This is a genomic window from Streptomyces sp. WI03-4A (assembly GCF_033792105.1).
In the GTDB taxonomy this organism is placed as follows: domain Bacteria; phylum Actinomycetota; class Actinomycetes; order Streptomycetales; family Streptomycetaceae; genus Streptomyces; species Streptomyces collinus_A.
This window is the reverse complement of the sequence record NZ_JARAUO010000020.1, coordinates 79,847-95,495: the sequence shown is the minus strand read 5'-3', so window position 1 is coordinate 95,495 and position 15,649 is coordinate 79,847. Positions and strand designations below refer to the sequence as shown.

Genomic DNA, 15,649 nt, shown 5'->3' with positions numbered 1-15,649 from the left:
TCACCCCGGACACGGGCAACCCGCCGGGCGGTGTCCGCGTCTTTGAGTGCTGAAGCGGCCGCACGGCCGGGATGTGGACACCGTAAGGTGGCACGGTCGCCCGCCGGGGCGCACAGCAGAAGGGGGAGGGCGATCGGATGGCGCAGACCGAGACACCGGGCACCGAGGTGGCCCCGCGGACCCGGCTGCGCTGGTGGACCGAGCTGCCCCTGATCCTGCTGGTCTACGGCTGCTACACGGCCGGCCGTCTCCTGGCCCGCGGCGACGTCTCCTCCGCCGTCGACCACGGACTGGCGATCCTGCGGTTCGAGAAGGCCCTGCACCTCAACGCCGAGCACCCGCTCAACCGGCTGTTCACGCGCGAGCCGTGGCTCGGCGTGCCGGCGGACTTCTGGTACGCCTCGCTGCACTACGTGGTCACGCCCGCCGTGCTGATCTGGCTGTTCCGGGCCCGGGCCGAGCACTACCGAGCGGCCCGCACCTGGCTGATGACGTCCACGTTCTTCGGCCTGATCGGCTTCACCCTGCTGCCCACCTGCCCGCCGCGGCTGCTGTCGGCCGGGCACGGCTTCGTGGACACGATGGCCCACTACAGCTCGTACGGCTGGTGGGGCGGTGAGGCCAGCGCGCCGCGCGGTATGGGCGGCATGACCAACCAGTACGCGGCGATGCCGAGCCTGCACGTCGGCTGGGCGCTGTGGTGCGGGATCATGCTGTGGCGCTTCGGCGGCACGCGCCTGACCAAGGTGTGCGCCGTGGCCTACCCGCTGCTGACCGCCCTGGTGGTCATGGGCACCGCCAACCACTACTTCCTGGACGCGGTGGCGGGCGTGGCCGTGATGGGCGTGGGCCTGCTGCTCGCGCCGCGCGTGATGCGTGCGGCGGATCTGCTGCGGGCCCGCCTGGTCACCGCGGCCGCACCGGCCCCGGCGGACGCGGGTTCCCCGATTGTCAGTGACGGATGCCAGACTTCCGCGGGTGAGCGAATTCCACGGCAGCGCGAGTCGCGGCTCGCATCCGCGGCCGAACCGGACGCCGTCCCCCGAGACGCGGGGGACGGGACTCCGGCAGCGGCTCGCTGAGCTGCGCGGTCCCGACGTAGCGGCCAAGGCCCTGGACGCGCGTGCCCTCGCGGCGCTCGCCGCCAACCCCGGGTGCCGCAGACGGGCGATCCTGGACGGCGCCGGGGTGGACAAGGCGGCCCTGGCGAGCGCGCTGGGCGCGCCGTCGGGCTTCGGGCAGTCGCAGTTCGCGCTGACCCGGGGCAACGCGTTCGAGGCCAAGGTGAAGGCCGACGGCGGCGCGGAGCTGCTGCGGCTGGTGCACTCCCGCCTCGACCCGGGTGCCGAGCCGCCCGCGGGCGCGGCGGTCCCCGACCTGTCCGCGCCCGGCCCCGAGGGCCGCACGGCCCGGACGGCGCTGGCGCTGCGCGAGGCCGTGCGGGCGGGCGGCTGGACGCTGCTCGACCACCCGATGCTGGCGCTGGACGTGGCGGGCTCGCTCGCGTTCCTGGAGCCGGACGCGGTGGTGGTGCACCCGGACGGCGGCTGGACGGTCGTGGAGATCAAGTCCTTCCCGATGCTCGACGGCTCTGCCGACCCCGCGAAGGTGGGCGCGGCCGCCCGGCAGGCGGCGGTGTACGTGCTGGCCCTCGAGGAGGTCGCGGCCCGTCTCGACCCCGCCCCCGCGGTGCGCCACCGGGTGCTGCTGGTGTGCCCGAAGGACTTCTCCAACCTGCCCACCGCCTCCGCCGTCGACGTGCGCAAGCAGCGTGCGGTCACCGCCCGCCAGTTGGCCCGGCTCACCCGCGTGGAGGAGATCGCCGCCGCCCTGCCCGAGGGCACCTGCTTCGCGCCGGACCGCTCCGCCGAGGAGCTGACGGCGGCCGTCGAGGCGGTCCCGGCGTCGTACGCGCCCGACTGCCTGGCCGCCTGCGAACTGGCCTTCCACTGCCGGGAGCGCTCCCGGCAGGCCGGCGCGGTGACCCCGCTCGGCCGTCCGCTCCGTGCCGAACTGGGCGGACTGGCCACGGTCGAGGACGTGCTCGCCGCGGCCCGCGGCGAGAGCGGCGACCCCGACGACCCGGCGGTGGCGGCCCTGCGCCGGGCGGCCGCCCTGCGCGCGCAGGCCCTGGCGCACGCCCGGGAGGTGGCCCCTTGTCCCTGATCGCCACCCTCGCCCGGCTCGAGGCCGTCAGCACCGGCCGGGCCCAGCCCGCCGCGACCGTCCGCCACCGGCACCTGTCGGGCGGCCCCCTGGTGTTCGTGCCGCTCACCACCGCCGGTGAGGCCGGCGCCCCGCTCGGCGCGCTGGTGGGCACCGACCGGGACGCGCCGCGGCTGCTGGTCGTGCCGCAGCCCCGCGACCGCGACCTGCGGTTCGCGTTCCTCGCCGAACTGGCCGACGTGGTGCTGCCGTACGTCGACTCCTACGCGGGAAACGTCGAGGCGGCCGAGCGCACCGAGACCGATCCGGAGACCGGCAAGCGGGTCAAGGTCGAGGTCGAGCTGTGCGCGGACGCGCCCCAGCTGATCGTGCCGAGCCGCGCGGGCCTGGACTTCGTGCGGCTGCTCGGCCGCTCCATGCGCTTTCGCCGGACGGCCGAGCAGGACCCGGAGGCGCCGCACCCGGCGCCGCCCCATGTGCCGCTGCTCGGCCGCTGGCTGACCCACTACGGCGAGCGGGCCCGGGTGCCGGGCTCCTCCCTGCTGGTGGCCCTCACCGACCTGTTGTCCCGGCACTGGGCGACCGGCCAGTCCGGCCTGGAGGACCAGCACCTGGGCGCGCTGCTCGCCTGGATCGACACCCCGCCGGCGGCGGCCGTCCCCGGGCAGCGGGACCCGGGCGGCGCCGGACGGGGCACCGGGGCCGAGGCGGCCCGCCGGGCCGAGCTCGCGCGGGACGCCGAGGGCCAGCTCCTGTGCCCGCCGGCCGGACCGGCCACCGACCCGGCGTTCGACAACAAGCTCCTGGCCCCGGCCATCGAGCGCTACGACCGTGCCCGCACCGCGCTGGCCTCGGCCGAGGACGCCCTGGAGGCGGACGACCGGCTGGCCGCGCTCACCGACGCCGAGCAGCGGATCCGCGATCTGGTCGCGAGCCGGACGCGGCCCACCTGGGACGCGGTGTGGCGGGGCCTGGACCTGCTGCGGGAGCTGCCGGAGGGCGGGCACGTCGAGGAGCGCTGGACGCGGGACCGCTGGTCGTTCACCGGCCACCGCGACCGGGTGCTGGCGGGCGAGCCTCCGCAGCCGCGCCGCGACGACGCGGTGACGGCGGCGAACAAGCTGGCCACGCGCGAGCGCGAGCAGGCCCGCCTCGAGGCGCAGGAGGCGCTGGACGACCCGCTGGTGATGGCGGAGCGGCGGCTGGCCGGCGAGGCGTTCGCGGGCGAGGTCATCGACGTCGTCATGGCGTACAGCGAGGGGAGGCGGCCCAGCCCGCGCCCGCTGGTGACGGTCCGCACGGACGACCGGCCGCATCTGGCGGAGCGCGCGAAGGTGTACCGCTCGCTGGGCGGCAGACCCCAGGCGGCGGAGTTCGCCGGTCACGCGGGCGATCCGGAGGACGGCCTGCTGGTGCTGCGGATCGTGGACAAGATGGGCCGGGGCAAGGAGCCCGAGGCCGGCTCGGTGCCGGAGAAGGGCGACGCGGTCTGCTTCACGCTCTTCGAGCACGAGCAGCGCGGCGGCGCGAAGCTGCCCGATCCGGAGGAGACGCCGTGGACGCACGGCGGCCCGCCGGGCGAGGCGGTGCCGGAGGCACCCGACCGAGTGACCGGGGAGGACGTCCTGTGACGACGGTCGGATTCGACCCAGCGGAGGCGGCGGCACGCGCCACGGACGCCATCCTCGGCGACACCCTGCACGGCACCGAGCGGGGTGTGGTCGTGGACTCTCCGCCCGGGGCCGGCAAGTCCACGCTGGTGGTCCGCGCGGCGCTGGAGCTGGCCGGTGCGGGCCGGCCGCTGATGGTGGTGGCGCAGACCAACGCCCAGGTCGACGACCTGGTGCTGCGGCTCGCCGACAAGGCGCCCGACCTGCCCGTCGGCCGGCTGCACAGCAGCGACGCGGACGCGTACGACAAGGCGCTGGACGAGCGGCCCGCCGTGCGTACGTCGGCGAAGGCGGCCGATCTGGCCGGCCTGCCGGTGGTGCTGTCCACCGCGGCGAAGTGGGCGCACGTCAAGGTGGACGAACCGTGGCGGCACGCGATCGTCGACGAGGCGTACCAGATGCGCTCGGACTCGCTGCTGGCCGTCGCCGGCCTGTTCGAGCGGGCGCTGTTCGTGGGCGACCCGGGTCAGCTCGACCCGTTCGCGATCGTGGGCAGCGAGCAGTGGGCGGGCCTGTCGTACGACCCCTCGGCCTCCGCCGTCACCACCCTGCTGGCCCACAACCCGCAGCTCCCGCAGCACCGGCTGCCGGTCTCCTGGCGGCTGCCCGCGTCAGCGGCCCCGCTGGTCTCGGACGCCTTCTACCCGTACACCCCGTTCCGCAGCGGCACCGGCCACGGCGACCGCCGGCTGGCCTTCGCCGTGCCCTCCGACGGTTCGGGCCCCGACCGGGTGATCGACGAGGCGGCGGAGTCCGGCTGGGGCCTGCTGGAGCTGCCCGCCCGGCACACCCCGCGCACGGACCCGGAGGCGGTGCGGGCGGTGGCGGCGGTCGTGCGCCGGCTGCTGGACCGGGGCGGCGCGGCGGTCTCCGAGCGCTCGCCGGACCCCGCCCCGCTCACGGCCGACCGCGTCGCGGTGGGCACGGCCCACCGCGACCAGGCGGCGGCGGTCCGGGCGGCCCTGGCCGACCTGGGCGTGTCCGACGTGACGGTCGACACCGCCAACCGCCTCCAGGGACGGGAGTACGACGTCACGGTGGTCCTGCACCCGCTGTCCGGGCGCCCCGACGCCACCGCCTTCCACCTGGAGACCGGCCGGCTGTGCGTCCTGGCCTCGCGCCACCGGCACGCCTGCATCGTGGTCTGCCGCGCGGGGGTGGGCGACCTGCTGGACGACTACCCGTCCACGGAACCGGTCCAGCTCGGCACGCTGGTGAAGTTCCCGGACGGGTGGGAGGCCAACCACGCGGTGCTGGCGCATCTCGCGGAGCACCGGGTCGGCTGGCGGCCCTGACGTCCCCTTGCGCCCGCGCGAGAGAATGGACGGTGGCCCGCCGCGAGGCGGCGCACACGGAACCGTACGAGGAGGAGATGAAGACATGGCGGAGCCCACGCCGCGTCGGCACGAACCGCGGCGACGCCCCGCGCCCCTGCTCTTCGAGCCCGCGGAGGCGGCCGGCGACGCGGAGCACTTCTTCGACCTGGAGTCGATCGACGACCCTCGGGCGCTGCTGACCCGGGCCACGGAGCTGACCCAGGCGTTCCGTGCGGCGGCCGACCGGGCGGTGGAGTTCCAGGCCATCGCCGCGGCCCAGCTCGCCGACCCGCGCCGGTTCGACCGGCTGACCGCGGCGGACATCGCCGAGCGGGCGGAGTGGACCGAGGACTACGCGAAGAAGATGGTGGAGTTCGGCAGGGACCTGATGCGGGGGGTCGACACGGAGGGCCGGACGCCCGTCGATCCGGTCTGACCCTCCCGTCTGGCATATGCCAGGCGGGCAAGATACTCCTCCCTTCTCCCTCCTGTCCCGAATTTCCGCAACACAGGAGAACCGGCCGCTCACTGCCGGTAGATGTAGTCGGCATGAGCAGCACTCCGCACATCACCCGCGCCACCTCCGAAGGGGCCGCCTGGCTCGCCTCGGCAGGAACGTATCCGCGAAGCACGCTCGCCCTGTGGCGGGAGCGCCCGGACGCGCCGCTGGTCCTGCCCTGCGGCACCGCCTTCGACGTGATCAGCGCCCCGGCGGTCTTCGGGCGCCGCATGCTGGACCGGTTGTGGGACGACGGGCCCGGTTCGGGCCCGGTCGCGGTGGTCCGGGGCCGCACGCTCCTGTTCGCCGCCCCCGGCACGGCCCAGCGGCTGCCCTCGCTGATGGCCTGGGAGGAGTGGGGGTCCCAGCGGGCGGACGCGGTGCCGGCCCTGCTCTGCCACGGCACGGGGGACGCGGTGACCGTCCCGGCGCTCGACGGCGGCGAGTCCCCCGGCTCCGGCGGCTGCCGCTGGCTGGTCGCCCCCGACACCCGTCACCCCTGGCTGCCCGGGCCCGAGGTCATGCTGTGGGCGACCGTACGGGCAGCCCGCGCGGCCGTACGGATTTCGATTTTTCCTCCCGCCGACCATGATGCTAAGGTCTACGACGTCAGCAGGCGCCGCTAGCTCAGTTGGTTAGAGCAGCTGACTCTTAATCAGCGGGTCCGGGGTTCGAGTCCCTGGCGGCGCACGATGACGATGGCGAGACGTGTTCGCGGAAGCGCGAACCTGTCTCGCCATCTCTGTTTTTGTGCGGCTTCGCCGCGCTTCGTGGGGGCTTCGCCACCCACACCCCCGTCTATGTGGGGCGGGCCTTCTCTTCTGGAGGGCTCCGGGGGGCGGGCACCCTCTCCCGGGAGGGTCAGCCGGTGAGGGCCGGGGTGATCTTGACCGTCCAGGCTCCTGATGTGGTGCGGTTCTCCACCTCGATCTTCACCCGGCTTCCCGGGACCGTGAAGCTCTCGCCCAGGGCGACCGGGGCGTCGGCCAGCGGCGGGTAGACCGAGTTCTCCCAGCACGCCTCCGTCCGCGGATGCGCGTCGACCACCTGGACCGGGCCGCCTCCGGACTCCGCGCCGCCCTTCACCCGGTACACCAGGACACCCTGCCGGCAGGCCGCACGGTCGTTGCCCGCCGAGCCGCGCGCCTCGAAGGCCAGGGCGCTGTCGGGGCCCGTGCGCACGACCGCCAGCTTGACACCGTGCCCGAGACCGAAGGCCGGGGCGCCGGCCGTGCCCTGCACCGGGACGCCCGGGCCGGCGGCCAGCGGCTCCAGGGTCAGCCGGGTCGGACCCGCCCCGCGCACACACACCACCTGGCGCGGATCCAGCCATCCCAGCTTCCACTTGTGCCAGGCGAACAGATCCGGGGAAAGTCCGAACTGGCTGCCCATCAGGTCCCAGTCGCCGACATAGGTGTCCCAGTCGCCCTTGCCGTCGACCGGGCGGTGATACAGGTCGGGGAGGTCGAAGACATGGCCGGTCTCATGAGCCAGCACCAGACGGTCGGGCGGATGTTTCTCGAACACCGTGACGACCCGCCGTACGTCCGTGTCGTCCACGCGCACAGGGGTGTCGAGGTTGACGACCTTCGTCGCGTCCGAGTCGACACCGGGCGCGTCCGGGTCGGCCACGAAGTAGACGACCGGGTAGCGGGAGAAGTCCACCTCCCGGTCGGCCGCGGCGAAGGCGTCCCGCAGGTAGGCGGCGCGGTCGTCCGCGCCCCAGTCGCGCCTTATGGCGTACGCGGTCGACGGGCGCGGCATGCGCAGCCAGTGCCGCAGCGGATGCGGGCGCAGGGTGAACCTGCCGTAGGAGGCCTGTGCGAAGTAGCGGCTGGTGGCCGGGAAGTGGTCGGCCGCCAGCTCGGCCGGGGTGGTGCGGGGCGTGGCGTCCGGGAACGACAGGAAGATCATGACGGCGTCGAGTATGCCGGCCGGGCGGGTGTAGCCGGCGTTCCAGGTGTCCACACCCTCGGAGTGGTGGGCCTCGGTGCGGTGCAGGGCGCACGGGACCGTCGAGAAGGGCTCGGCGACCGACGGGCCGGTGAGGATCGAGGTCGCGGCGAGCGCCGACATCGTGGTGGCCACGGCGGCGGTGCTGCGCAGCTTGGGCACGGAAGGACCTCCGGATGCGGTTCGCGGGACACCGCATCCAGACTGTGCGACTTCGTTGGCATTCGTCCTGTTTGCCTGAACCAGAAGGGTGAGTGCGCCCGTTTGCGCGCCGGCGTACGTCGGCCATCGACACCCCGAAACACTCACGGAACGTCACAACTGGTCGGGGGGCTGAAGAACCCGTCCAGGTGCGGGCAGAAACGATCTGTCAGAACCTGTGGTCTGTCCGGGACACTGGCGAGTGGCTGGAAGGCCCCGGGGCCAGCCTCTATGATCGGCACACTTTCCGGCACGGACCGAGATCGAGTGCACTGCGGGAGCGAGCGGTGAGCGGAACGTCCGAAGGGCCGACGCCCGCGGCAGACCTCGACCGGTCAGCCGTCACAGACAGTGACCAATACACCTACCATCGTGTCTTCGCGGCCGCCCCGCTCTCCATGGCCGTCGTCGACGGCGAGGGCCTCGTCGTCAGCGCCAACGCCGCTTTCGGCGAGCTCCTCGGCGCCGACCCGGACGCGCTGGCCGGGCGGCCCGCCGCCGACCTGGTGGACCTGGCCTCCGACACCCGGACCTGGCACGCCTACCGCGAGGTGCTGAGCGGCCGCGAGGCCACGCTGCGCTGCACCCGCCGGCTGAAGCACCCCGAGGGGCACTCGGTGTGGGCGCAGATCACGGTCGCCCCGCTGGCGGGCGGTGGCCCCGGCGTCCTGCTGTCGGTCGCCGACGTCAGTGCGCACCGCGAACTCCAGGCGCGGCTGCGGCACTTGCAGATGCACGACCCGGTGACCCGGCTGCCCAACCGCACCCTGTTCTTCGAGCGTCTTTCGGCCGCGCTGGAGGCGGAGTCGTACGAGCAGAGCGGCACCGGCCGGATCGGGCTGTGCTACCTGGACGTGGACGGCTTCAAGGCGGTCAACGACACCCTCGGCCACCGCGTCGGCGACCGGCTGCTCGCGGCCGTCGCCGAGCGGCTGACCCGGGTCGCCGACGAGGCCGGGTACGCGCGCGCCGGCACCCCGCTGGTGGCCCGGCTCGGCGGCGACGAGTTCGCCCTGCTGGTCGAGGACTCCACGGGCACCGAGCAGGTCGCCGACCTCGCCGAGTCCGCGCTGAAGGCGCTGGAGGAACCCTTCGACCTGGCCGGGCAGCGGCTGTCGCTCACCGCCTCCATCGGTGTCGTGGAACGGCACGCGGCCGGCACCACCGCCACCGGCCTGATGCAGGCGGCGGATACGACGCTGTACTGGGCGAAGGCGGACGGCAAGGGCCGCTGGACGCTGTTCGACCCGGAGCGCAACGCGCACCGGATCACCCGTCAGGCGCTCTCCTCCACCCTGCGCCTCGCCATCGAGCGCGGCGAATTCGCCCTGGAGTACCAGCCGTTGGTCGGCATGGAGGACGGACGGCTCAGCGGGGTCGAGGCGTTGGTCCGCTGGAATCATCCTCAGTTCGGCACACTGACGCCGAATCGGTTCATCGGACTGGCCGAGGAGGACGGTTCGATCGTCCAGCTCGGCCGCTGGGCGCTCGCGACCGCCTGCCGGCAGGCCCGCCGCTGGCAGCTCGACCGGCCCGGCGAAGCGCCGATCTTCGTCAGCGTCAACGTCGCCGTGCGCCAGGTCTGGGACTCGGACCTGGTCGCGGACGTGGCCGAGACGCTCGCCGAGACCGGGCTCGCCCCGCATCTGCTCCAGCTGGAGCTGACCGAGTCGGCCGTGATGGGCTCGGCGGGCCGTCCGCTCCAGGCCCTGCAGGCCCTCAGCGACATGGGCGTGCGCATCGCGATCGACGACTTCGGCACCGGCTACTCGAACCTGGCCTATCTGAGCCGGCTGCCGGTGAAGGTCCTGAAGCTCGACGGCTCCTTCGTGCGCGGCTTCCAGTACGAGGAGGCGGCCAAGGGCGTGCCGCCGAACCCGGCCGACGAGGTGATCGTGGAGGCGATGATCCAGCTCGCCCACCGGCTCGGGCTGACGGTGACCGCGGAGTGCGTGGAGACCTCGGCGCAGGCCACGCGGCTGCGCCGGATCGGCTGCGACACCGGGCAGGGCTGGCTGTACTCCCGGCCGGTGCCGCCGGATCGTATCTCCGAGCTGCTGGGCGACCGGACCTACGCGGTGGGCAAGCCGTAGGCGTCGGCGATCAGTTCGTAGGAGCGCAGCCGCTGCTCGCCGCGGTGGGCGTGCGAGGTGAGCATCAGCTCGTCGGCGCCGGTGCGCTCACGCAGGGCGTCGAGGCCGGAGCGCACCTCCTCGGCGGTGCCGTGCACGATGTTGCCGGTCCAGGAGGCCACGAAGTCCTCCTCCATCGGGCTGAACTCGTACTTCTCGGCCTCGTCCGGGTCGGGGAAGAGACCCGGGCGGCCGGTGCGCAGCCGGAGCATGTTCAGCGCGGCGGCCTTCACCTGGCGCCGGGCCTCCCGCTCGTCGTCCATGGCGAGGGCGGAGACGCCGATGAGGGCGTAGGGCGCGTCCAGCACCTCGGAGGGCCGGAAGGTCTGCCGGTACAGGTCGAGGGCCGGGACGGTGTTCTGCGCGGAGAAGTGGTGCGCGAAGGCGAAGGGCAGTCCGAGCAGGCCGGCCAGCCGGGCGCTGAAGCCGGAGGAGCCGAGCAGCCAGACCGGCGGGCGGTGCGGGGACTGGAGCCCGCCGGGGGTGCTGCCCTGCACCGGGCCGGGGATCGCGTGAATGCGCCGGTAGGGGTGCCCGTCGGGGAAGTCGTCGTCGAGGAAGCGGGTGAGTTCGGCGAGCTGCTGCGGGAAGTCGTCGGCGCCCTCGTCGAGGGTGTCGGTGCGGCGCAGCGCGGCGGCCGTGGCGCCGTCGGTGCCGGGCGCCCTTCCGAGGCCGAGGTCGATCCGCCCGGGGGCCATCGCCTCCAGCGTGCCGAACTGCTCGGCGATGACCAGCGGGGCGTGGTTGGGCAGCATGACGCCGCCCGAGCCGAGCCGGATGCGGTCGGTGTGCGCGGCGAGGTGGGCGAGGATCACGGCGGGCGAGGAGGAGGCGACGCCGGGCATGGAGTGGTGCTCGGCCACCCAGTACCGGTGGAAGCCGCGCGACTCGGCGAGCCGGGACAGCGCCACGCTGGTGCGCAGGGCGTCGGTTGCGGTGCTGCCCGCGCCGACGGTCACCAGGTCCAGTACGGAGAGGGGGACGGGGGCGGTCCCGTGCGTCGTGCCCCTGATCTCGTCTGCCGACACGGTAGGTGCCTCCTGTTGTGGCCGTGGACGGTCGTGCGCTGTCGTACGGCCTGCTAACAGGAGGCTGTCTCCGTTTATTCCCGGGGCCGGCTCAGGCCTGGACCAGGGGCTCCCTGGTGAACAGCGTGCCGAGCGTCGGCGCGTTCACCCGCCGGTCGGCGAGCCGCAGCCCCTCCCAGACCGACACCTGGTTCGCGGTGAGCACCGGTTTCGACAGCGACTTCTCCAGCAGGGACAGGTGGGCGGCCGTGTGCAGCGCGGTGTCCGGCAGCAGCACCGCCTCCGCGTCCGGGCCGTCCGCGGACCGGGCCAGCGTCAGCACCTCCTCCTCGCCCCAGGTCCCGACCTCCGCCGCGGTGACGACCCCGGACGAGCGCGTGGCGACCACCTCGACACCGCCCGCCCGCAGGAAGTCCGCGAACAGAGCGGCCACGTCCTCGGGATAGGTCGCGCCCACGGCGACCCGGCGGACGCCCAGCTCCCGGGCCGCGTGCACGAAGGCGAAGGACGTCGAGGAGGCGGGCATCCCGCCCAGCCGGGCCAGGGTCCGCACCTGCTCCTGGGCGCCCTCCCAGCCGTACACGAAGCTGCCGCTGGTGCAGGCCCACACCACCGTGTCGGCCCCGGACAGCCGCAGCCCCTCCATGCCCTCGGCGAGCCGCTCGGCCGAGCCCATCTCGCGCAGCGCGTCCACCCGGTGCGCGTCCTCTCCGATGTCGGTGTGCACCACGTCCAGGCGGATGTCGCTGCCCAGGAGCTGCTCGATGCGCGGATAGTCGTCCTCGCCGGAGTGGCCCGGGTAGAGGAAGCCCAGTGCAGTCATGTCAGCCCTTCTCCGTGTTCCTTCGTTCTCTGCGTGTTCTGCGGGTTCTGCGGGTTCTGCGGGTCTTGCCGGTTCTGCGGGTCGTGCGCTCCTTCCGGCAGTGAGGGCCAGTCACGCGCGGCTTCGTCCAGCAGCGCCTGATAGGGCCCCACGGCTCGGGTACCCAGTCGGCGCAGCGCCGCCCACATCGTGACCTGGTTGGCCGAGAGCACCGGTATGCGAAGCTCCGCCTCCAGTTGGGGGATGACGTCGTACGTCGCCAGGTTGGTGCAGGAGATGAACAGGGCTTCGGCCGAGCCGGGGCGGACCGCGCGCCGGGCCATGGCGACCACCTCTCGGTAGGGAACCCGCCAGATGTGCCGGGTGAGCCCCATGAAGGCGCGGCCGGTGACCCGCACCCCGGCCTCGGCGACGTACTGCTCCAGGGCCCGGGTGACGGACACCGTGTAGGGGGTGACGAGGGCCACCCTGCGCACCCGCAGCTCGGCCAGCGCCTCCAGCAGCGCGCCGGAGGTGGTCACCGAGGGCAGCGCGCCGGCCGCGGTCATCGCCGCGCACATGGCCCGCTCGCCCGCGATCCCGTCGACGAAGCTGCCGGAGGCGCACGCGTAGGCGACGACCTCGGGCGCGACGGCGCTCAGGGCCCGCACCGCCTCGCCGAGCGTCCGGTGCTCGCTGACCAGCCGGGCCAGGTCCAGGCTCACCTCGACCGGCACGAACGGGGTCCGGGTCAGGTGCAGGGACACCTCGTCCGGGACCCAGCGCCACAGCTCGCGGTCTAGGGCGAAGTCGAAGGGGGCCACGACACCGACACCCCGCTGGGGGCGGGGACCGCCGAGGAAGGAGACGTCCATGGCAAGGCACCGGCCTCACGCTGGGAGACGAGGGAAGGGTCGTCGTACGCCCGTGTTGACGAAGGTAGGTTCGGGTGCGAGCGTGGTCAATCCGCGCATGTCAGACGCCCGGAGCCGCCCGCATGACGCCGACCCTGCCCACCCTCCTGGTTTTGGACGCCGACCCGCCGCCCCGCCTCGGGCGCCTCACCGGCCGGGCGCGGATCGAGCACACCGACGCGGCCGGCCTCGCCGAGCGGCTGCCGGCGGCGGACGTGCTGCTGGTGTGGGACTTCGCCTCGCACGCGGTCCGGCGGGCCTGGCCCGGGACGGGCCCGCGGCCGCGCTGGGTGCACACGGCGAGCGCGGGCGTGGACCACCTGATGTGTCCGGAACTCGCCGTCTCCGACACGGTGGTGACCAACGCGCGCGGCATCTTCGACCAGCCGATCGCCGAGTACGTGGCCGCCCTGGTGCTGGCGGTGGCCAAAGACCTGCCGCGCACGCTGGAGCTCCAGCGGGAGCGGACCTGGCGGCACCGGGAGACCCGCAGGGTGGCCGGCACCCGCGCGTGCGTGATCGGCTCGGGGCCGATCGGCCGGGCGATCGCCCGCACCCTGAAGGCGCTGGACGTGACGACGGCGCTGGTCGGGCGGGTGCCGCGGACCGGCATCCACGGACCGGGCGACCTGGACCGGCTGATCTCCCGCGCCGACTGGGTGATCTCCGCCGCGCCGCTGACGGAGCAGACGTACGGCATGTTCGACACCCGCCGGTTCGGCGTGATGCAGCCCTCGGCGGTCTTCGTGAACGTCGGCCGCGGCGGGCTCGTCGACGAGGACGCCCTGGCCGAGGCGCTGCGCCGGCACTGGATCGCGGGTGCGGCCCTCGACGTGTTCGCCGCCGAACCCCTCGGCGAGGAGAGCCCGTTGTGGGGGCTGCCGGGGCTGATCGTCTCCCCGCACATGAGCGGTGACACGGTCGGCTGGCGCGATGAACTGGGCTCCCAGTTCGTGGAGTTGTACGAGCGCTGGGCGGCCGGCCGGCCGCTGCGGAACGTGGTCGACAAGAAACGCGGATACGTGCCCGGTCACTGACACGCCGTCACTGACACCCCGGGAGGGTGTATGCAGCTCACCGAACTGACCGCCGTCCAGCTTCTCGACGGTTACCGCAAGGGCGAGTTCAGCCCGGTGGAGGCGACCGAGCAGGCCCTGCTCCGGGCGCGGCGGATCCAGCCGGAGGTCAACGCGTTCGCGCGGCTCACCGAGGAGGACGCGCTCGCGCGGGCGCGGGAGTCGGCCGAGCGGTGGCGGCGCGGGGAGCCGGCCGGGCTGCTCGACGGTGTGCCGGTGACGGTGAAGGACCTCCTGCTGCTGCGCGGCCACCCGACGCTGCGCGGCTCGAAGACCATCGCCGAGCAGGGGCGCTGGGAGGAGGACGCGCCGTCCGTCGCCCGGCTGCGGGAGCACGGCGCGGTGTTCCTGGGCAAGACCACGACACCCGAGTACGGCTGGAAGGGGGTCACCGACTCCGCGCTGTCCGGGGTGACCCGCAACCCGTACGACCCCTCGCGCACCGCGGGCGGCTCCAGCGGCGGCAGCGCCGCGGCCGTCGCGCTGGGCGCGGGCCCGCTGTCGCTGGGCACGGACGGCGGCGGCAGCATCCGCATCCCGGCCGCGTTCTGCGGGATCTTCGGGCTGAAGCCGACGTACGGCAGGGTGCCGCTGTATCCGGCGAGCGCGTTCGGCACGCTCTCGCACGTCGGCCCGATGACCCGGGACGCGGCCGACGCGGCGCTGCTGCTCGACGTCATCGGCGTACCGGACCCGCGCGACTGGTCGGCGCTGCCCCCGCCGCCTGAGTCGTTCACGGCGGCGCTGGACGAGGGCGTGCACGGGCTGCGGGTCGCCTACTCGCCGACCCTCGGCGGGCAGGTGGCCGTCCGCCCGGGGGTCGCCGCGGCCGTGCGCCGGGCGGTGGCCGGCCTCGCCGACCTCGGCGCGTACGTCGAGGAGGCCGACCCGGACTTCAGCGACCCGGTGGACGCCTTCCACACCCTGTGGTTCAGCGGCGCGGCCCGGCTCACCCAGAGCTTCTCGCCGAACCGGCGGCGGCTGCTCGACCCCGGTCTGCGCGAGATCTGCGCGCAGGGCGCGCGGCTCGGCGCGCTGGACTACCTGGCCGCGGTGGACGTCCGCATGGACCTCGGCCGCCGGATGGGCCGCTTCCACGAGCGCTACGACCTGCTGGTCACGCCCACCCTGCCGGTCACGGCGTTCGAGGCGGGCCGGGAGGTCCCCGTGGGCTCCGGGCTGCGCCGCTGGACCGGGTGGACCCCGTTCACCTACCCGTTCAACATGACGCAGCAGCCGGCGGCGACGGTCCCGGTCGGCGTGGACGACGACGGGCTGCCCGTGGGGCTCCAGGTCGTCGCCGCCCGGCACCGCGACGACCTGGTGCTGCGCGCCTCGCACGCCCTGTACGGGGCGGACCTCACGCTCTCCGGAAGCTGAGCGTCTCCCCCGCAGCCCCGGTGCGCCACAGGTCGTTGCAGGCCTCGGCCATCGCCTCCAGACCGGACACGACCTGGCCCCAGACGATCCCGGGCACCCAGCCCACGTCGCCGTTGAGCAGCAGGTTGTTGCGCTCGTAGAACAGGGCCAGGTCGACCACGGTGGTGCCCGGCCCGACCTCCCGGTCGTAGCCGTAGGCCCGCGTGCCCAGTTCGGCGCCGGCGAAGGAGAAGTAACAGAGATCGCCGGGGATCGGGGTGACCGTCGGGTTCTCCAGTGGGGGTTCGGTGGAGGCCAGGGGCGGGAAGAGGGCGTAGATCTCGTTGCGCGCGTACTTCGCGTGGTACACGTCGCCCCCGAGCGGCAGTGCCTCCCACACTGCCGCGCAGGTCAGGGGCGCGAGGTCGTCCAGCAGTCGTGCCGTGCAGTGCACGTCACGGCTGTCGAGCGAGACGGTGACGAATCGATCGGCCATGGAACCAAGGGTGCATAGGACGGGAGCGCTTGGGTAG

General features: G+C 73.9%; 14 protein-coding genes and 1 tRNA gene. 10 read left to right on the top strand and 5 right to left on the bottom strand.

Going from position 1 to position 15,649, the window contains the following annotated elements; translation table 11 throughout:
• Window positions 1-137: 137 nt before the first annotated feature.
• The 7 genes from PV343_RS21185 to PV343_RS21155 all read left to right on the top strand — a co-directional run bounded on the left by PV343_RS21185 (window position 138) and on the right by PV343_RS21155 (window position 6,341).
• Window positions 138-1,082, top strand: coding sequence for a phosphatase PAP2 family protein (locus PV343_RS21185; protein WP_319148527.1), 945 nt, complete (start codon window positions 138-140; stop codon window positions 1,080-1,082).
• Complete coding sequence (locus PV343_RS21180; RefSeq protein ID WP_387954118.1) at window positions 979-2,166, top strand: hypothetical protein; 1,188 nt, start codon at window positions 979-981, stop codon at window positions 2,164-2,166. Before PV343_RS21185 ends, PV343_RS21180 begins: the two co-directional genes overlap by 104 nt.
• Window positions 2,157-3,797 (top strand): hypothetical protein, encoded by a 1,641-nt coding sequence (locus tag PV343_RS21175; protein WP_319148526.1) that lies wholly within the window; start codon window positions 2,157-2,159, stop codon window positions 3,795-3,797. The genes PV343_RS21180 and PV343_RS21175 overlap by 10 nt, the downstream gene beginning before the upstream one ends.
• Window positions 3,794-5,131, top strand: coding sequence for an AAA domain-containing protein (locus PV343_RS21170; RefSeq protein ID WP_319148525.1), 1,338 nt, complete (start codon window positions 3,794-3,796; stop codon window positions 5,129-5,131). Before PV343_RS21175 ends, PV343_RS21170 begins: the two co-directional genes overlap by 4 nt.
• A gap of 85 nt (window positions 5,132-5,216) precedes the next feature.
• Window positions 5,217-5,588 (top strand): hypothetical protein, encoded by a 372-nt coding sequence (locus tag PV343_RS21165; RefSeq protein ID WP_319148524.1) that lies wholly within the window; start codon window positions 5,217-5,219, stop codon window positions 5,586-5,588.
• 113 nt (window positions 5,589-5,701) lie between these two features.
• Window positions 5,702-6,277, top strand: a complete 576-nt coding sequence (locus PV343_RS21160) for a bifunctional DNA primase/polymerase (RefSeq protein WP_319148523.1) — start codon at window positions 5,702-5,704, stop codon at window positions 6,275-6,277.
• Window positions 6,268-6,341 (top strand) — tRNA-Lys (locus PV343_RS21155). The genes PV343_RS21160 and PV343_RS21155 overlap by 10 nt, the downstream gene beginning before the upstream one ends.
• Window positions 6,342-6,512: 171 nt before the next feature.
• Here PV343_RS21155 and PV343_RS21150 read toward each other — a convergent pair.
• On the bottom strand, window positions 6,513-7,727 hold the full coding sequence (locus PV343_RS21150) for a M6 family metalloprotease domain-containing protein (protein WP_319148566.1): 1,215 nt from the start codon (window positions 7,725-7,727) through the stop codon (window positions 6,513-6,515).
• A 365-nt stretch (window positions 7,728-8,092) separates the two neighbouring features.
• On the opposite strand from PV343_RS21150, the gene PV343_RS21145 reads away from it, so the two are divergent.
• Complete coding sequence (locus PV343_RS21145) at window positions 8,093-9,898, top strand: putative bifunctional diguanylate cyclase/phosphodiesterase (protein WP_319148522.1); 1,806 nt, start codon at window positions 8,093-8,095, stop codon at window positions 9,896-9,898.
• Here the strand turns inward: PV343_RS21145 and PV343_RS21140 are convergent.
• From PV343_RS21140 to PV343_RS21130, 3 genes are all read right to left on the bottom strand, one after another.
• Window positions 9,877-10,965: an LLM class flavin-dependent oxidoreductase gene (locus PV343_RS21140; RefSeq protein WP_319148521.1), complete on the bottom strand. Its 1,089-nt coding sequence runs from the start codon at window positions 10,963-10,965 to the stop codon at window positions 9,877-9,879. The two genes, PV343_RS21145 and PV343_RS21140, sit on opposite strands and share 22 nt — an antisense overlap.
• Before the next feature lie 91 nt (window positions 10,966-11,056).
• Window positions 11,057-11,788: a decarboxylase gene (locus tag PV343_RS21135; RefSeq protein ID WP_319148520.1), complete on the bottom strand. Its 732-nt coding sequence runs from the start codon at window positions 11,786-11,788 to the stop codon at window positions 11,057-11,059.
• Complete coding sequence (locus PV343_RS21130) at window positions 11,785-12,642, bottom strand: decarboxylase (RefSeq protein WP_319148519.1); 858 nt, start codon at window positions 12,640-12,642, stop codon at window positions 11,785-11,787. Before PV343_RS21130 ends, PV343_RS21135 begins: the two co-directional genes overlap by 4 nt.
• Before the next feature lie 122 nt (window positions 12,643-12,764).
• Between PV343_RS21130 and PV343_RS21125 the strand changes: the two genes are divergently transcribed.
• Together PV343_RS21125 and PV343_RS21120 are read left to right on the top strand one after the other, a co-directional pair.
• On the top strand, window positions 12,765-13,718 hold the full coding sequence (locus PV343_RS21125; protein ID WP_319148518.1) for a D-2-hydroxyacid dehydrogenase: 954 nt from the start codon (window positions 12,765-12,767) through the stop codon (window positions 13,716-13,718).
• A gap of 30 nt (window positions 13,719-13,748) precedes the next feature.
• Window positions 13,749-15,137, top strand: coding sequence for an amidase (locus PV343_RS21120; protein WP_319148517.1), 1,389 nt, complete (start codon window positions 13,749-13,751; stop codon window positions 15,135-15,137).
• Here PV343_RS21120 and PV343_RS21115 read toward each other — a convergent pair.
• Window positions 15,118-15,612, bottom strand: coding sequence for a DUF3830 family protein (locus tag PV343_RS21115; RefSeq protein WP_319148516.1), 495 nt, complete (start codon window positions 15,610-15,612; stop codon window positions 15,118-15,120). The two genes, PV343_RS21120 and PV343_RS21115, sit on opposite strands and share 20 nt — an antisense overlap.
• Between the last annotated feature and the right edge of the window lie 37 nt (window positions 15,613-15,649).

Coding starts and splice junctions, on each gene's coding strand:
- PV343_RS21150 (WP_319148566.1), bottom strand. CDS start 7,727: ATGTCGGCGCTCGCCGCGACCTCGATCCTCACCGGCCCGTCGGTCGCC.
- PV343_RS21160 (WP_319148523.1), top strand. CDS start 5,702: ATGAGCAGCACTCCGCACATCACCCGCGCCACCTCCGAAGGGGCCGCC.
- PV343_RS21115 (WP_319148516.1), bottom strand. CDS start 15,612: ATGGCCGATCGATTCGTCACCGTCTCGCTCGACAGCCGTGACGTGCAC.
- PV343_RS21125 (WP_319148518.1), top strand. CDS start 12,765: ATGACGCCGACCCTGCCCACCCTCCTGGTTTTGGACGCCGACCCGCCG.
- PV343_RS21130 (WP_319148519.1), bottom strand. CDS start 12,642: ATGGACGTCTCCTTCCTCGGCGGTCCCCGCCCCCAGCGGGGTGTCGGT.
- PV343_RS21120 (WP_319148517.1), top strand. CDS start 13,749: ATGCAGCTCACCGAACTGACCGCCGTCCAGCTTCTCGACGGTTACCGC.
- PV343_RS21185 (WP_319148527.1), top strand. CDS start 138: ATGGCGCAGACCGAGACACCGGGCACCGAGGTGGCCCCGCGGACCCGG.
- PV343_RS21165 (WP_319148524.1), top strand. CDS start 5,217: ATGGCGGAGCCCACGCCGCGTCGGCACGAACCGCGGCGACGCCCCGCG.
- PV343_RS21135 (WP_319148520.1), bottom strand. CDS start 11,788: ATGACTGCACTGGGCTTCCTCTACCCGGGCCACTCCGGCGAGGACGAC.